16 protein-coding genes and 1 tRNA gene are annotated in these 15,334 nt (G+C 63.0%); 2 read left to right on the top strand and 15 right to left on the bottom strand.

From position 1 onward, the window contains the following. The 15 genes from LOKO_RS00905 to rplU all read right to left on the bottom strand — a co-directional run bounded on the left by LOKO_RS00905 (position 1) and on the right by rplU (position 13,673). A complete protein-coding gene (locus LOKO_RS00905) occupies positions 1 to 489 on the bottom strand; it encodes a PilW family protein (protein WP_083517356.1) in 489 nt (162 codons plus the stop codon). Further along, complete coding sequence (gene pilV, locus LOKO_RS19995) at positions 486 to 917, bottom strand: type IV pilus modification protein PilV (RefSeq protein WP_235588909.1); 432 nt, start codon at positions 915 to 917, stop codon at positions 486 to 488. Before pilV ends, LOKO_RS00905 begins: the two co-directional genes overlap by 4 nt. Before the next feature lie 5 nt (positions 918 to 922). Then, on the bottom strand, positions 923 to 1,378 hold the full coding sequence (locus LOKO_RS18475) for a GspH/FimT family pseudopilin (RefSeq protein ID WP_083517355.1): 456 nt from the start codon (positions 1,376 to 1,378) through the stop codon (positions 923 to 925). Beyond that, the gene (locus LOKO_RS20430) at positions 1,365 to 1,832 is read right to left on the bottom strand and encodes a type IV pilin protein (RefSeq protein WP_083517354.1); all 468 of its coding nucleotides are present in this window, start codon (positions 1,830 to 1,832) and stop codon (positions 1,365 to 1,367) included. Before LOKO_RS20430 ends, LOKO_RS18475 begins: the two co-directional genes overlap by 14 nt. A gap of 120 nt (positions 1,833 to 1,952) precedes the next feature. After that, entirely contained in the window at positions 1,953 to 2,927 is a 975-nt protein-coding gene (gene ispH / locus LOKO_RS00895) for a 4-hydroxy-3-methylbut-2-enyl diphosphate reductase (RefSeq protein WP_066443778.1), read from the bottom strand. 185 nt (positions 2,928 to 3,112) lie between these two features. Further along, positions 3,113 to 3,559: an FKBP-type peptidyl-prolyl cis-trans isomerase gene (fkpB, locus tag LOKO_RS00890; RefSeq protein WP_066443776.1), complete on the bottom strand. Its 447-nt coding sequence runs from the start codon at positions 3,557 to 3,559 to the stop codon at positions 3,113 to 3,115. 43 nt (positions 3,560 to 3,602) lie between these two features. Further along, positions 3,603 to 4,118 carry a signal peptidase II gene (gene lspA / locus LOKO_RS00885; protein WP_066443773.1) on the bottom strand — a complete coding sequence of 172 codons (516 nt, stop codon included), beginning with the start codon at positions 4,116 to 4,118 and terminating at the stop codon, positions 3,603 to 3,605. Then, the gene (ileS, locus tag LOKO_RS00880; RefSeq protein ID WP_066443771.1) at positions 4,111 to 6,960 is read right to left on the bottom strand and encodes an isoleucine--tRNA ligase; all 2,850 of its coding nucleotides are present in this window, start codon (positions 6,958 to 6,960) and stop codon (positions 4,111 to 4,113) included. The genes lspA and ileS overlap by 8 nt, the downstream gene beginning before the upstream one ends. Positions 6,961 to 6,970: 10 nt before the next feature. Next, positions 6,971 to 8,029 (bottom strand): bifunctional riboflavin kinase/FAD synthetase, encoded by a 1,059-nt coding sequence (gene ribF, locus LOKO_RS00875; protein ID WP_066443768.1) that lies wholly within the window; start codon positions 8,027 to 8,029, stop codon positions 6,971 to 6,973. A gap of 233 nt (positions 8,030 to 8,262) precedes the next feature. Continuing rightward, on the bottom strand, positions 8,263 to 9,786 hold the full coding sequence (gene murJ, locus LOKO_RS00870; RefSeq protein WP_066452144.1) for a murein biosynthesis integral membrane protein MurJ: 1,524 nt from the start codon (positions 9,784 to 9,786) through the stop codon (positions 8,263 to 8,265). A 280-nt stretch (positions 9,787 to 10,066) separates the two neighbouring features. Next, positions 10,067 to 10,333, bottom strand: coding sequence for a 30S ribosomal protein S20 (gene rpsT / locus LOKO_RS00865; protein WP_066443760.1), 267 nt, complete (start codon positions 10,331 to 10,333; stop codon positions 10,067 to 10,069). A 260-nt stretch (positions 10,334 to 10,593) separates the two neighbouring features. Then, entirely contained in the window at positions 10,594 to 11,730 is a 1,137-nt protein-coding gene (gene proB / locus LOKO_RS00860) for a glutamate 5-kinase (RefSeq protein WP_066443757.1), read from the bottom strand. A gap of 68 nt (positions 11,731 to 11,798) precedes the next feature. Beyond that, positions 11,799 to 12,986, bottom strand: a complete 1,188-nt coding sequence (cgtA, locus tag LOKO_RS00855) for an Obg family GTPase CgtA (RefSeq protein WP_066443754.1) — start codon at positions 12,984 to 12,986, stop codon at positions 11,799 to 11,801. 84 nt (positions 12,987 to 13,070) lie between these two features. Continuing rightward, the gene (gene rpmA / locus LOKO_RS00850) at positions 13,071 to 13,328 is read right to left on the bottom strand and encodes a 50S ribosomal protein L27 (RefSeq protein WP_066443752.1); all 258 of its coding nucleotides are present in this window, start codon (positions 13,326 to 13,328) and stop codon (positions 13,071 to 13,073) included. Between the two features lie 33 nt (positions 13,329 to 13,361). Further along, entirely contained in the window at positions 13,362 to 13,673 is a 312-nt protein-coding gene (gene rplU / locus LOKO_RS00845) for a 50S ribosomal protein L21 (protein ID WP_066443749.1), read from the bottom strand. Between the two features lie 285 nt (positions 13,674 to 13,958). Here rplU and ispB point away from each other — a divergent pair, with 285 nt between their 5' ends. Continuing rightward, entirely contained in the window at positions 13,959 to 14,966 is a 1,008-nt protein-coding gene (ispB, locus tag LOKO_RS00840) for an octaprenyl diphosphate synthase (protein ID WP_066443746.1), read from the top strand. A 100-nt stretch (positions 14,967 to 15,066) separates the two neighbouring features. Continuing rightward, a tRNA-Pro gene (locus LOKO_RS00835) sits at positions 15,067 to 15,143 on the top strand. Positions 15,144 to 15,334 lie beyond the last annotated feature (191 nt).

Raw genomic sequence — 15,334 nt, 5'->3', positions numbered from 1 at the left:
TCAGAAGACGACTGCCTCTCTGCGATTCCTTACATGAAAAACAATATCATCTTCCTCTCCAACGAGCTTAAACGTGATTTCAAAAAATCCGGGAGCAATATCAATATCGACCACTTCTGCCACGCTAAATGATTCATCGTCTTGAAATCCATCGACGACAGGCTCTGAATTACCATCATACTGCAGGTAAAGCGACCACCCACCATTAAACTCTTCTAAGTTATATATATACGACTCACCATCCACCACAACGGCTAGCTCATGTCCTCCGCTCCCAATTTCCACTGACTCTGCTCGCCTAACGTCCCTTGCCATGACATCTGATGCAAATGTCAAGGCGGCCTGCTTATCGCTTATCACCCTGAGCTGCTGAAAATTCTGAAATCCCATCAGAAATAGCTGCCCGGCACCGAGAATAATGATAAGCCCTATAACAAGGGCCACCATCAGCTCAACAAGCGAGAAGCCTTCTTGCCTAGGGCTCATCATTCACCCCCCGACGGAGTACCTAACAGGCGAGCCGTATATAAAAAAACTGGATTTCCTTCATCCTCGTAGCGACCCTCATCCCAACTGACTGTTATCTGATAAACACAGTCAGCAGACGGTGAACTAACGGGAGACCCGTTAAGCCCTGGAAGAAACTTACCCCAAGCATCATGCCAACCACCATCGTTGACAACATCTTCTTCAGGGCAGTAATAATTGTTATTGGCATCTTCTGTCAGCCCGGCCCATAGCCATTCGACAGCATCCTGCGCAGCCAATGATGCCACTGCACGCTGATAGCCCATATGGGCACTCTGCAACGCCTTAAGCTGCATGGCCGCGACGCCCAGCAGCCCGATGGAGAGCACCACCAAGGCGATCAAGGCTTCGATCAGCGTAAAGCCATTTTTCCTGAACTTTATGTTCACGACTTTCAACCTCGCCCAATACGGCCGAATGAATTGATATTTATCTCTCTGCTTCCTGCCGAGTGAGTAATCTTAAGTACACACCCACTACTGCAAGCGGGCGCACGTCCTAAGCTATTGAAAGTCACACTCGAACCGCCTTCAAACGAGAGGTCGCCTCTTGATCCACTTCGAACACGTAGAGGGTCGCTGTCAGAGTCGCTGCCTAAGGTAATTTCATAACCCCATGGCGGCCCAGTGGTAATCTCGAAATCCACTTCCTGCCGCCGCTTGATGGCCTCACTTCTAGCCAGGTTCAATCCTGCAAGTATTTCATTATGGTCACTAGCCAACCGGTTGCTCGCCATCATATTCTGAAATCCCGGTACGGCAATGGTGGCCATGATGGCCGCAACCGCTATGGTCACCAACAGCTCTATTAGCGTAAAGCCACCACTTTTTCGTGGTTTACCAGCAATCATTATCGCTGTCCCGTTCGCCGGTCTGCGTAACCTCAAGCCATGCACACCTAACTTGACTTGGCGAGTTGGCAGAGGCTCTTAATGTATAAGATCCTGACGAAGGCCCCGTTTGAAAATCGATACTATAGAAGCCCTCCTCGGACGGCTCAGGCAAGGTTACACAGTTGGCATAGGAATTTGTTGCGGTATAACATCGCTCCAGACGTCCCGTAACCTCCATCAGCTTCGTCTGCCCGTCGCTGACGCGGGCATTCTGCACATACCGCTGGTAGTTGGGTATCGCAATCGCCGCCAGGATGCCAATCACGGCGACCGCTATCATCAGTTCGATGAGCGTGAAGCCGGCGGTGTGCCGGAGGATGCCTGTGGCGGCCCGGGAGCGGCCTCGGATGGCTAGCCTCATCAAGCGGCGCGTCTCCATGGTTGCGGTGCGTTTTGTTTCAGTATGTAGCATGACATCTTCTGCCGCCAGTCCGGCATCAAAAAAGCCGGGCCTCTGCCCGGCTTCCGTGCCTAATTCGAACGAATGGCCCCGTGATCATGCCGGTGCCAGTTTTCTCCTACCCTGGACCCATCATAGCGAATCGCTGGTGATCACGCGCTCCCGCAACTCGCGGGGCATCGAGAAGGTGATGGTCTCTTCCCGTCCGGACAGCTCCTCCGGGGCTTCGGCGCCCAGGCCCTGCAGCCGCTCGATCACGCCCTTGACCAGCACCTCCGGCGCACTGGCCCCGGCGGTGATGCCGATGGTGGCGACGCCCTTGAGCCAGTCGGGCTCGATCTGGTCGGCGTTGTCGATCAGGTAGGCCGGCGTGCCGCTGCGCTCGGCCAGTTCGCGCAGGCGATTGGAGTTGGAGCTGTTGGGGCTGCCCACTACCAGCAGCAGGTCGCTGCCGGCCGCCAGCTCGCGAACGGCATCCTGACGGTTCTGGGTGGCGTAGCAGATGTCATCCTTGCGCGGTCCCTCGATCTCGGGAAACTTGGCCCGCAGGGCGTCGATCACTCTGGCGGTGTCATCCATGGAGAGGGTCGTCTGGGTGACGAAGGAGAGCCGCGACGGGTCCTTGACCTGGAGCCGCTCGACATCCGCCTCATCCTCGATCAGGTAGATCTCACCGCCATGGCTGGTGTCATAGCGACCCATGGTGCCTTCTACCTCGGGGTGGCCCGCGTGGCCGATCAGGATGCACTCCTGGCCACGCCTGGCGTAACGCAACACCTCCAGATGCACCTTGGTGACCAGCGGGCAGGTGGCATCGAACACCTTGAGGCCGCGGCGCTCGGCGTCCTCCTGCACGGCGCGGGAGACGCCGTGGGCGGAGAAGATGACGATGACGTCATCGGGCACCTCGTGGAGCTCCTCGACGAAGACGGCACCGCGCTCACGCAGGGTGTCTACCACATAGCGGTTGTGCACCACCTCGTGACGCACGTAGATGGGCGGGCCGAAGGCATCCAGCGCCCGGTTGACGATCTCGATGGCGCGATCGACGCCGGCACAGAAGCCGCGGGGATTGGCCAACTTGATTTGCATGGGTTTGCGTTGCATGGCGCCTTGCCTTGATGCCTGGGCATCTGATGATGATATTTCGGTCCAGGGCTATCTCGAGGGCAGGCCTCCGCGGAGGCGCTGTGAACCCATCCCTGGGCGCTACTTTTGCCTTCCCTGGCAAAAGACCTCCGCTTCGACCTGCCCCCGACGCCCTTCCGCAGAAGAAGCATCGAGCAAACAGCTCAATGTGTCTGAGCGGGCCTCACATCCAACACCTCGACCTCGAAGGTCAGGGTACGCCCTGCCAGCGGATGATTGAAGTCCACCTCCACCTGCTTGCCCTCGATGCTGGTGATCACGCCGGGCAGCTCGCCCCCGGCGGCGTCGGCGAACGACATCACCGTGCCCACCTCGGGCTCGATATCCTCGAAGTCGTCACGGCTGAGCAGCTGCACGTTCTGCGGGTTGTGCTGGCCGAAGGCATGCTCGGGGGTGATCTCGAAACTGCCGCTCTCGCCGTCGCTCATTCCCTTCAGCGGATACTCGAAGCCCGGCGGCAGGTTGCCGTCGCCCATCTGGAAGGTGGCGGGCTCCTTGTCGCGGGTGGAGTCCACCACGGTGCCGTCCTCGAGCTTGAGGGTGAAGTGCAAGGTGACTTCCATCCCCTCGTCGATGCGATATTCGCTCATGGTTGCCCTCTGCTGTCTCTGTCGTGCCGCGGCATGATGACTGTCAACCGCGACGGCGCGCCTGCTTGCGCCCCTCGAAAATGGATTCCCAGATCAGGCCGATGGCCCCCAGGGTGATGCCGATGTCGGCCACATTGAAGGCCGGGTAGTACCAGCCGGCCACGTGGAACGACAGGAAATCCACGACGTAACCATGTACCAGGCGATCGTAGAGGTTGCCCAGCGCCCCGCCGATGATCAGGGCCAGCGAGATCGCCAGCAGCGTCTCGTCGCGCTTGAGCCGCGTCATCCAGTAGGTCAGGCCGATACTGGCGCCCACGGCGACGATGGCAAAGAACCAGCGCTGCCAGCCGGGGCTGTCGGCCAGGAAGCTGAAGGCCGCGCCGGTATTGTGCAGCAGTGTCAGATTGAAGAACGGCAGCACCTCCACGGGCTGGCCGTAGCTCAACAGGCTGGAGGCCAGCGCCTTTGTGCCCAGGTCCAGCACGACCCAGGCCGCCGCTAGCCACAGCCAGCGCAGCGGCCGCTCCATGGGCTCTCCACCAGACACATCAGGCATAGTGGCGCACTTCCCCTGGGCCCTGGGGCAGGTTGCCGATACAGCGGCCGCAGAGGTCCGGGTACTCGCTGTGCGAACCGACGTCCTCGCGATGATGCCAGCAGCGCTCGCACTTCTGGTGCGGGCTGGCCGACACTGCCACCTTGAGGCCTTCGAGCTCGGTGGCTTCGGCCACGTGCCCCTCGGGCTGTTTGCTCTCAGACAGGGGCGCCAGACGCACCTCGCTGGTCAGCATCACGAAGCGCAGCTCGTCGCCGAGCTTGGCCAGGGTCGCCTGCAGTTCGTCACTGACGTAGAGCGTGACGTCGGCGGCGAGGCTGCCCTTGATGGTCTTGGCATTACGGGCATCCTCCAGGCACTTGTTCACCGCCTGCTTCACCTCGAGCACCTGCTCCCAGAAGTCGCGGCCCAGGGGCGCATCGTCGGCAAGGGTCGAGAGTCCGTCGTAGTAGGTCTCGAGGAGCACACTGTCGCCCCGCTGCCCGGGGATATGCGCATAGATCTCCTCGGCAGTGAAGCTGAGGATCGGTGCTACCCAGCGGGAGAGCGCTTGCACCACCTGGTAGAGGGCGGTCTGACAGCTGCGTCGGGCCAGGGAGTCGGCCTGGGTGGTGTACTGGCGGTCCTTGATCACGTCCAGGTAGAAACCGCCCAGTTCCCGGGAGCAGAAAGTGTGAACCTGCTGGTAGACGTCGAGGAAGCGATACTCCTCATAAGCCGTCTCGATGCGCGCCTGGAGCTGGGCGGCGCGATCCACCACCCACTGATCCAGGGCCAGCATGTCGTCGAAGGCCACCTGGTCCCGGCTCGGCTCGAAGCCGTTCAGGTTCGAGAGCAGGAAGCGCGCGGTGTTGCGGATACGCCGATAGACGTCCGCGGTGCGCTTGAGGATCTCGTCGGAGACCGCCATCTCGCCGGAATAGTCGGTGGAGGAGACCCACAGGCGCAGGATGTCGGCGCCGAGCTTGTCCATTACTTCCTGGGGCGCGACCACATTGCCTAGCGACTTGGACTGCTTGCGCCCCTGAGAATCCACGGTAAAACCATGGGTCAGCAGTTGACGATACGGTGGAGTCCCATCAATGGCCGAACCGGTCAGCAGAGACGAGTGGAACCAACCGCGGTGCTGGTCGGATCCCTCCAGGTAGAGATCGGCACGCGGACCGCTTTCATGGCCATGGGGATGCGAGCCACGAAGCACATGGCGGTGCGTGGTCCCGGAGTCGAACCAGACGTCCAGGGTATCGGTAACCTTGTCGTAGTCCGCCGCCTCATCCCCGAGCAGCTCGGTCGGGTCGAGACGGAACCAGGCATCGATGCCCTCCTTCTCCACGCGCTTGGCAGCCTCTTCCATCAGCTCGAGGGTACGCGGATGCAGCTCACCGGTGGCCTTGTGAAGGAAGAAGGGAATCGGCACGCCCCAGTTCCGCTGGCGCGAAATGCACCAGTCGGGTCGGTTGGCAATCATGCTGTGCAGCCGCGCCTTGCCCCAGGCCGGGGTGAAGTGCGTCGCCTCGATGCCCTCAAGCGCACGCTCGCGCAGGGTGCGGCCATCCTTGCCCTTGATGTCCATGCCCACGAACCACTGCGCGGTGGCGCGGTAGATCACCGGCGTCTTGTGCCGCCAGCAGTGCATATAGCTGTGGGTAATCACCTTGTGTGCCAGCAGCGCATCGACCTCGCGCAGCTTTTCCACGATCTGCGGGTTGGCCTTCCAGATCATCTGGCCGCCGAAGAACGGCAGGTCGTCGACATACACGCCATTGCCCTGCACCGGGCTCTTGATCTCCTCGAACGCCATCCCATGGGCACGGCAGGTAACGAAGTCGTCGACGCCATAGGCCGGGGCCGAGTGAACGATACCGGTACTGCCCACTTCGGACTCGACGTAGTCGGCGAGATAGACCGGCGAGACACGGTCGTAGAAGGGGTGGCGGAATTCGATCAGGTCGAGCGCCTCGCCCTTGGCGGTGGCGATCACCTCGCCCTGGAGCTCGTAGCGCTCCAGACAGCTCTCCACCAGTTCTTCGGCAAGCACCAGCAGACGGCTGCCGGTATCGACCAGCGCATAGGTGAACTCGGGATGAACGTTGAGCGCCTGGTTGGCCGGCACGGTCCAGGGCGTGGTGGTCCAGATCACGATGGCGGCGGGCTTGGATAGCGGTGTCAGGCCGAAGGCCGCCGCCAGCTTGGCTTCGTCGCCGGCGGGGAAGGCCACATCGATGGCGTCGGACTTCTTGTCCTGGTACTCCACCTCGGCCTCGGCCAGCGCCGAGCCGCAGTCGAAGCACCAGTTGACCGGCTTGAGCCCCTTGAACACGTACCCGGCTTCGACCATGTCGGCCAGGGCGCGGATCTCGCCAGCCTCGTTGGCAAAGTCCATGGAACGGTAGGGGTTGTCCCAATCACCGATGATGCCCAGCCTTACGAAGTCGACGAGCTGGGTCTCGATCTGGGCAGTGGCATACTCGCGGCACAGCCCCCGGGCCTGCTCGGGCTCTAGGTGCTTGCCGTGGGTGGTTTCCACCTTGTGTTCGATAGGCAGGCCGTGGCAGTCCCAGCCGGGCACATAGGGTGCGTCGAAGCCGGCCAGGTTCTTCGACTTGACGATGATGTCCTTGAGGATCTTGTTGAGGGCGTGACCGATATGAATGCTGCCGTTGGCATAGGGAGGGCCATCGTGCAGCACGAACTGTTCGCGACCGCGGCGCTCGTCACGCAGGCGCTGGTAGAGCTTCATATCCTGCCACTGCGACACCTGACCGGGCTCACGCTTGGGCAGCATGCCGCGCATGGGGAAGTCGGTTTCGGGCAGATTCAGTGTGTGCTTGTAGTCGCTCATATCCTGGGGGTCAGCCGTCGTCGTGGTCGGGGGGGCGTCCCGCCGAGAATTCGGAAGCCACGGTCTCGCGCGCCAGGGGCGCCGATGCCAGTGGAAGTGTGTCGTCTGTCAAACCGATGTCATCGGCCGCGGGGTGGGCGGCGAAATAGCCCCGGGCCCGCACCTGGTCGGCGCCGATCTGCCGCTTGAGATCGGCGAAGTCGTCGAATTTCACCTCGCCGCGAAGCTTGGCGCAGGGGAAGACCGCCAGCCGCTGGCCGTAGAGGTCACCGTCGAAGTCGAACAGGTGAGCCTCCAGCACCGGACGAATGCTGCCCACCGTAGGGCGCCAGCCGATATTGGCTACGCCCGGCCAGCGGCTGCCATCGGGCAGCTCGGCCACCACCGCATAGACGCCACGCAATGCCAGGGGCAGTGGCAGCAGCGGCAGGTTGGCGGTGGGCACGCCGATGGTGCGGCCAAGCTTCTGGTCGGCCACTACCCGTCCATTCAGGCGGTAGGGCCGGCCCAGCATGCGCGCCGCCTGGGAGAAGTTGCCGCTGGCCAAGAGGGTCCGCACCCGGGTGCTCGAGACGCGCTCGTCGTCCAGGGTGAAGGTCCGTGTATGCTCGACGCTGAACCCAGCTTGCCCACGGCGCTCACCCTCTTCCGCGAGCAGGTTGAAGTCCCCGCTGCGATCGCAGCCGAAGCGGAAGTCATCCCCCACCACCAGATGTCGCACACCCAGGCCTTCGACCAGCACCCGGTCGATGAATTCCACCGCCGTCAGGCTGCGCAGGGCATCGTTGAAGGGCAGGCAGAGCACATATTCCACCCCGGCCTCGCCCAGCAGACGTACCTTCTCGCGCAGTCGGGTCAGCCTCGGCGGCGCCTGGTCGCCGGCGAAGAACTCCCGGGGCTGGGGCTCGAACACCACTACCGTGACCGGCAGCTGCAGCTTCGAGGCCTGCTCGCGGCACTGGTCGAGAATCGCCTGATGGCCACGATGCACGCCATCGAAATTGCCGATGGTGGCCACGCAGCCGCGATGCTCCTCGCGCAGATTGTGCAGTCCTCGAATGACTTCCATCTGGTCGTCGCTATGTCCTGTTCTGTTTGAAACGTGTAAAGGCGTCGATTATAGCGAACCCATCAGCCGTTCGCCTATGTTCCAGACACCGAACGACCGGGGCTGATCCGGGGCCAGGCCGTCTCAGAGGCGCTGTAAATCCTTCCCTGGACGCTACATTTGCCATCCATGGCAAATGACCTCTTGCGCCGACCTGCCCCCGGCGCCCCTCAGGGCTTCTGGCGTCCCGTCGCTTATCCTTTCATCCGAAAGTGCCGCAGCCGCACCCCGAAGGCCATCAGCCAGGCGAAATAGACCGCCGCACCGGCCACCACCAGCATCGCCAGCCACTGCACCCGGGTCCAGACGCCCCAGCCCAGCCACTGCTGCCAGTCGGGCGAGAGCCACGCAAGGCCCAGCCCCATGACCGTACAGCCGCCCAGCAGCTGCAATCCAAAACGTCCCCAGCCGGGCTGGAACACCAGCACCCGCTCCTTCCACAGCAGCCAGCCCAGCAGGCCGGCGTTGAGGAAAGCCGACAGCGCCGTGGCCAGGGCCAGGCCGGCGTGGGCCAGCGGCCAGACGAGAATCAGGTTGAAGACCATGTTGGCCGCCATGGCAATGATGCCGATCTTTACCGGGGTCTTGGTGTTCTGGCGGGCGAAGAAGCCCGGCGCCAGCACCTTGATCAGCATGAAGGCGATCAGCCCGAAGGCGTAGGCGCGCAGGCTCATGGCCGCCATGGTGATGTCATGCTCGGTCATGGCGCCATAGTGGAACAGCGAGATCAGCAGCGGCTCTGCCAGCACTGCCAGGGCCAGAGCCGCCGGCAGGCCCAGCAGCAGCACGATCCGCACCGCCCAGTCGAGCATGGCAGCGAAATGCTCCCCTGATTGGGCCGCATGGCGCTTGGAGAGTGCCGGCAGGATCACCGTACCGATGGCAATACCGAACACGCCCAGGGGTAGCTCCACCAGCCGGTCGGAGTAGTAGAGCCAGGAGACGCTGCCCGGCGCCAGCAGCGAAGCCAGCACGGTGTCGAGCAGCAGGTTGATCTGTGAGACCGAAACCCCGAACAGCGCCGGCGCCATCAGCACCAGGATGCGCTTCACCCCACTGTGGGCAAAGTTGGGCCATGGCGTGGGCATCAGCCCCAGGCGGACCAGGAACGGCACCTGGAAAGCCAACTGGGCGAACCCCGCGATCAGCACGCCCCAGGCCAGCGCCATGGCGGGCTCTTCCATCAGCGGCGTCAGCAGCAGTGCCGCACCGATCAGCGAGAGATTCAGCAGCACCGGGGTGAAGGCCGGCACCGCGAAACGGTTCCAGGTATTGAGCACGCTGCCGGCGAAGGCGGTCAGCGAGACCAGCAGCAGGTAGGGAAAGGTCAGCCGCAGCATGTCGGCAGTCAGCGCCAGCTTGGCCGGGTCGCGACCGAAACCGGGGGCGAAGAGCCACACCAGCCAGGGCGACGCCAGCATGGCCAGCGCCGTGATCAGTGCCAGCACCGCGGTGAGGCTGCCCGCCACGGCATTGAGCAGTTCGCGCACCTCCCGCTTGCTGCCACGGGTGGCGTACTCCGACAGCACCGGCACGAAGGCCTGGTTGAAGGCACCCTCGGCAAACAGTCGGCGCATGAAGTTGGGGATCTTGAAGGCTACGAAGAAGGCATCGGCACCGCTGCCGGCACCGAACAGCGTCGCCACCACCACGTCGCGCACCAGCCCCATGACCCGCGACAGCATGGTCATGACGCTGACCACCAGGCCGGAGCGCATCAGTCCCCCGGCCTTCGGCGCCACGGCCCGGTCATCGTCGGCCACTGCCACAGGGGAGGGGTCCCCTGGCGGTAGCGGCTTTGACTCGGGCGGCTGTTCGCGATCCGTCACGCTATCCTTTCCTCGGCAGGCTGACTCAACAAAGACTCACTGGGGTAGAAACCAGACACAGCTAGAAACCAGACACAAAAAAACCGGCCTTGGCCGGTTTTTCGTGGGATATCTTCGAACGTGAGCGCATCGGCGCCGCAGCGTTCGGGACTCCTCCAAAGCGTCCGGCTTACGCAGCCAGCGCCTTAATTCGCTTGTTCAGGCGGCTCTTCAGGCGCGCGGCCTTCTTCTTTGAGAGCACGTCCTTGTCGGCGATACGGTCGATGACCGGCTGCGCCTGCTTGAACTGGCTCATGGCCTCGGCGTGATCGCCGCCCTGGATGGCCTTGATAACGCGCTTGAGGTAAGTACGCACCATGGCACGCTGACTCGCCTTCAGAACACGACGGCCTTCGGCCTGACGGGCACGCTTGCGGGCTTGCTTGCTGTTCGCCACTGACTATCTCCTGGAATACAGTAACGCCGCCGGGCATCCCGACGGCATTGATAACATTTTGTCCGGACTGGAAAAATTGACTTTTCCGCCGGTGTGGCCATCCGGCAACGCGATGGTTGTCGACGGGCCGTGTCTGAGAGGATGGCGCATCCTACCATAACAACACACTACCTTGCCACAGGTGGATGACGTCGCCAGCGCGGTGGCGCATGATGCTTCTTGCATGATGCTTCTTGAGAGTGTCCGTGCAGCGCTCATTGTCAGAGCACCACCAGGTTGTCGCGATGAATGAGCTCCGGCGCCTCCATGTAGCCCAGGATCGCCTCGATCTGATGGCTGGGCTTGCCGAGAAGGCGGCTCGCCTCGACGGCATCGTAGTTGACCAGCCCCTTGGCGACCCGCTCGCCCTGCTCGTCCACACAGAGCACCATGTCGCCGCGCACGAAGTTGCCCGACAGCGCCTTGACCCCCACCGGCAGCAGGCTAGAGCCGCTGCCGCGGAGCACCTTCACCGCACCGGCATCCAGAACCAGGCTGCCCCGCACTTGCAGCTGGCCGGCCAGCCAGCGTTTGCGGGCCGCCATGGGCGCCTCTTCCGGACATAGCAGCGTGCCGAGCCGCTCTCCCTCCACCAGCCGCGTCAGCACCTCGGGCTGGCGCCCACTGGCAATCGCCGTGACCGCGCCGGAGCGTGCCGCCAGCCGCGCCGCCTGCACCTTGGTGGTCATGCCCCCGCGCCCCAGCGCACCCCCGGTGCCCGCCATGGCGGCCAGCGACGGATCGCCGGCACGCCCTTCGTGGATCAGCCGGGCACCTGGGTTGTGGCGCGGGTCGGCGTCGAACAACCCCTCCTGGTCGGTGAGGATCACCAGGGCATCGGCTTCCAGCAGGTTGGCCACCAAGGCACCCAGGGTGTCGTTGTCCCCGAAGCGGATCTCGTCGGTGACCACGGTATCGTTCTCGTTCACCACCGGCACCACCCGTAGATCGACCAGGGTGCGCAATGCCGAGCGGGCGTTGAGGTAGCGCTTGCGGTTGGAGAGATCGTCGTGGGTCAAAAGCACCTGGGCGGTGAGCAGGCCGTGACGGGCGAAGTGGTGCTCATAACACTGGGTGAGGCCATTCTGGCCCACGGCGGCGGCGGCCTGCAGCTCGTGCACCGCCGAAGGACGCACCTGCCAGCCCAGCCGCACCATGCCGGCTGCCACAGCGCCGGAAGAGACCAGCACCACTTCGACGCCACGCTTGTGCAGCGCGGCGATCTGGTCCACCCAGCCACCGATGGCGGGCTCATCGAGACCGCGACCGTCATTGGTCAGCAGTGCGCTGCCGATCTTCACCACCACCCGACGAGCGCCACGCAGCGCATCGCGTCCCGGTACCCGCTCGTTGCTCACCTTTCGACTCTCCAACAAGGCTGAACCTCAAACCCAGAGACACTGCGCGAGCGCAGCCAGTTGTTACCTCAAGGAGCGTATTCGACCTCGACGTCATAATCATCATCATCGAAGTCGTCATCATCGTCGTCCTTGCGCTTGCGACGCCGACCCAGACGCGCCTCGGTACGTGCCACGGACTCGGCCTCCATGCGCTCGCGCATCTGACGCTCGCGCTCAGCGGCCTCCTCGTCCTCGTGCTCGAGACGGCGCCGCTCGGTCAACCAGCGATGCGCCACCTGCACCAGGGCATCGGTGCCCTCGCCGCTGATGGCGGAGATACGATACACCGGGCCCTCCCAGGCAAGACCCTCGACGATGGCGGCCACCCGCGCCTCGCGCTCCTCCTCGGGCACCAGGTCGAGCTTGTTGACCACCAGCCAGCGCGGCAGCTCGGCGAGGGCCGGCGAGAACTGGCCCAGCTCGTGGATGATCGCCTCGGCGGCCTCCACCGGATCGGACTCGTCGAAGGGCGCCATGTCGACCACATGAAAGAGCAGCCGGGTGCGCGTCAGGTGCTTGAGGAAACGCAGCCCCAGTCCGGCACCGTCGGATGCCCCTTCGATCAGCCCCGGCACGTCGGCCATGACGAAGTGCTCGTGCATGCCGAGCTTTACCACACCAAGATTGGGCACCAGGGTGGTGAAGGGGTAGTCGGCCACCTTGGGCTTGGCCGCGGAGACGGAACGGATCAGCGTCGACTTGCCGGCATTGGGCATGCCCAGCAGACCCACGTCGGCCATCACCTTCATTTCCAGGCGCAGGTTGCGCCGCTCGCCCTCGGTGCCCGTCGTGGTCTTGCGCGGGGCCCGATTGGTGGAGGACTTGAAGTGAATATTGCCGAGCCCGCGACGCCCGCCCTGGGCCACCAGCACCTGCTGGCCGATCTCGGTGATATCGACGATCACTTCGAGCGTGTCCTCGTCGATCACGGTGGTGCCGACCGGCACCTTGACCACCAGGTCGTCACCGGCGCGTCCGCTCATCTGCCGCCCCTGGCCGGGCCGGCCGTTCTCGGCCTGATAGAAACGCTGGAACTTGAAGTCGATGAGGGTATTGAGGGAGTCGTCACCCACCAGGTAGACGCTACCGCCATGCCCGCCGTCGCCGCCATCGGGGCCACCCTTGGGCACGTATTTCTCGCGGCGGAAGCTGAGGCAGCCACTACCACCCCTGCCTGCCTCCACGATGATCGAGGCTTCGTCGACGAACTGCATTGCTACTCTCCCGACGGTATCCACCGTCATGATACAAGAAGGCCCCGCCTTGGCGGGGCCCTCCTACTACCGGTTCGTGCGCTCTCAGGCAGAGACGACGCTGACGAACTTGCGGTTTTTCGGACCCTTGGTCTCGAACTTGACCACACCGTCGCTCAGGGCGAACAGCGTGTGGTCGCGGCCGAGGCCGACACCGGTGCCGGCGTGGAACTTGGTGCCACGCTGACGGACGATGATGTTGCCGGCGGTCACGACCTGGCCACCGAACAGCTTGACGCCAAGGCGTTTGGATTCTGAATCGCGGCCGTTACGGGTAGAGCCGGCTGCCTTCTTATGAGCCATTGCAAAGTCCTCGCTCGTTCAGGGGGTTGCCGCTTACGCGGAGATCCCGGTGATCTTGACTTCAGTGAACCACTGACGGTGGCCCTGACGCTTCATGCTGTGCTTCCGGCGACGGAACTTGATGATGCGGATCTTTTCGCCACGGCCGTGGGAAACGATCTCGGCAGCCACCTTGGCACCGTCAACCAGCGGTGCACCAATGGTGACGTCATCACCATCGGCTACCAGGAGGACCTGATCGAACTCGATGGTTTCGCCGGTCGGCACTTCCAGCTTCTCGAGCTTGAGAGTCTGGCCTTCCTGAACGCGGTACTGCTTGCCACCGCTCTTGATTACTGCGTACATGTGCGTGTCTCTCCAGAACTCATCGGGGTTGGCTCTTCGTCGGCCTGCTTCGAGTGGCGCCCCTTTTGGCAGCCATCTGACAGGGAGCGTGATGAGTGGGCCGCGTATTATAACGACACCCACCTGGCCGTTCAAGCCACATCTTGACTAGCTAGGGTACGGCGTCATTAACAGGTATGACGCCGCTTGACGCCCATTGGGGCGGCCCATAGCATGACCCGCAACCCAAGGCCACGGACAAAGCCACCGGCTTGCCGGCCCCACCGCCTGAATGACAACGAATCCATGCCAGCCAACGTCTCCTCGAATTCATCTGACAGCACCACCCCGGACTCGCCGCTGCACGCCGCGGTTGCCGATGATTTTGCCGCGGTAAACCGCACCATCATGTCACAGCTGGCCTCGCGGGTTCCGCTGGTGGAAACCATCGGGCAATACATCATTGCCAGCGGCGGCAAGCGACTGCGCCCGCTGCTGGTACTGCTGGCCGCACGATCGCTGGGGTACGAGGGCGACAAGCACATCTTCCTGGCCACGCTGATCGAATTCATGCATACCTCGACGCTGCTGCATGACGATGTGGTGGACGACTCCCACTTGCGCCGCGGCCGGGCCACCGCCAACGACGCCTGGGGCAATGCCCCTTCGGTGCTGGTGGGGGACTACCTCTACTCCCGCTCCTTCCAGATGATGGTTGAGATCGGCTCGCTGCGGATCATGGGCGTGCTCTCGGGGGCGACCTGCGTCATCGCCGAGGGCGAGGAACAACAGCTCACCAACGTGGGCAATCCGGACATCGACGAGGCCACCTACTTCGAGACGATCCTCGGCAAGACCGCCATGCTGTTCGAGGCCGCATCGCACAGTGGCGCGATCCTTGCCGAGGCAACCCCGCAGCAGGAGGCGGCATTGCAATACTACGGCCGCTACCTGGGGCTTGCCTTCCAGCTCATCGATGATCTGCTGGATTACCAGGGTGATGCCAGGGCCATGGGCAAGAACGTGGGCGACGACCTGGCCGAAGGCAAGCCGACCTTGCCTCTGATACAGGCCATGTCCGCCGGCACCCCCGAGCAGAGCAGATTGATTCGCCAGGCCATCCGCCAGGGCGGCCTCGACCATCTGGAAGATGTGCTGACCATCGTGCGCGATACCGGCGCGCTGGACTACACCCGTGCCCGCGCCGAGGAGATGGCCGCCAAGGCCCTGGAGCAACTGGATCTGCTGCCCGCCAGCCGCTATCGGGACAGCATGGCCGAACTGGCTCGCCTGGCGGTGGAACGGGAAGCCTGAGGCAGCCGCTGGAGGGCTTGCAAGCCCAATACAATGGCGTATAATGCCGATCTCGTCAGCCGCCCAGACGCCTGACGGCACAGTGAAAACTGGCAAAAATCGGAGTATAGCTCAGCTTGGTAGAGCGCTGCCTTCGGGAGGCAGAGGTCGTAGGTTCGAATCCTGCTACTCCGACCATAGCATTCTGTAAAAACCGCCACCTGCGGATCACTCCGGGTGGCGGTTTTTCGTTGCTGCTACACCCCCCTTCCATCTAACCCACGACCTTATGCGGATGAACGCATGTCAAAAAGGCGCTAAGCTCTGCCTTTCTGGAGTCGACATTTCTCCATGATAGACTGGTTATTCAAACAATATCGATAAGAGAC

Origin of the sequence: Halomonas chromatireducens, from assembly GCF_001545155.1 — a bacterium.
Classification (GTDB): domain Bacteria; phylum Pseudomonadota; class Gammaproteobacteria; order Pseudomonadales; family Halomonadaceae; genus Halomonas; species Halomonas chromatireducens.
This window is presented reverse-complemented; position numbering and strand designations above follow the sequence as displayed.

What these genes read in the sequence shown, in the direction of transcription:
- rpmA (WP_066443752.1), bottom strand. Translation starts at nt 13,328, where the DNA reads ATGGCTCATAAGAAGGCAGCCGGCTCTACCCGTAACGGCCGCGATTCA.
- fkpB (WP_066443776.1), bottom strand. Translation starts at nt 3,559, where the DNA reads ATGAGCGAATATCGCATCGACGAGGGGATGGAAGTCACCTTGCACTTC.
- ispB (WP_066443746.1), top strand. Translation starts at nt 13,959, where the DNA reads ATGCCAGCCAACGTCTCCTCGAATTCATCTGACAGCACCACCCCGGAC.
- rplU (WP_066443749.1), bottom strand. Translation starts at nt 13,673, where the DNA reads ATGTACGCAGTAATCAAGAGCGGTGGCAAGCAGTACCGCGTTCAGGAA.
- ileS (WP_066443771.1), bottom strand. Translation starts at nt 6,960, where the DNA reads ATGAGCGACTACAAGCACACACTGAATCTGCCCGAAACCGACTTCCCC.
- lspA (WP_066443773.1), bottom strand. Translation starts at nt 4,118, where the DNA reads ATGCCTGATGTGTCTGGTGGAGAGCCCATGGAGCGGCCGCTGCGCTGG.
- ispH (WP_066443778.1), bottom strand. Translation starts at nt 2,927, where the DNA reads ATGCAACGCAAACCCATGCAAATCAAGTTGGCCAATCCCCGCGGCTTC.
- cgtA (WP_066443754.1), bottom strand. Translation starts at nt 12,986, where the DNA reads ATGCAGTTCGTCGACGAAGCCTCGATCATCGTGGAGGCAGGCAGGGGT.
- LOKO_RS00905 (WP_083517356.1), bottom strand. Translation starts at nt 489, where the DNA reads ATGATGAGCCCTAGGCAAGAAGGCTTCTCGCTTGTTGAGCTGATGGTG.
- ribF (WP_066443768.1), bottom strand. Translation starts at nt 8,029, where the DNA reads ATGGAAGTCATTCGAGGACTGCACAATCTGCGCGAGGAGCATCGCGGC.
- LOKO_RS20430 (WP_083517354.1), bottom strand. Translation starts at nt 1,832, where the DNA reads ATGCTACATACTGAAACAAAACGCACCGCAACCATGGAGACGCGCCGC.
- murJ (WP_066452144.1), bottom strand. Translation starts at nt 9,786, where the DNA reads ATGCGCTCCGGCCTGGTGGTCAGCGTCATGACCATGCTGTCGCGGGTC.
- LOKO_RS18475 (WP_083517355.1), bottom strand. Translation starts at nt 1,378, where the DNA reads ATGATTGCTGGTAAACCACGAAAAAGTGGTGGCTTTACGCTAATAGAG.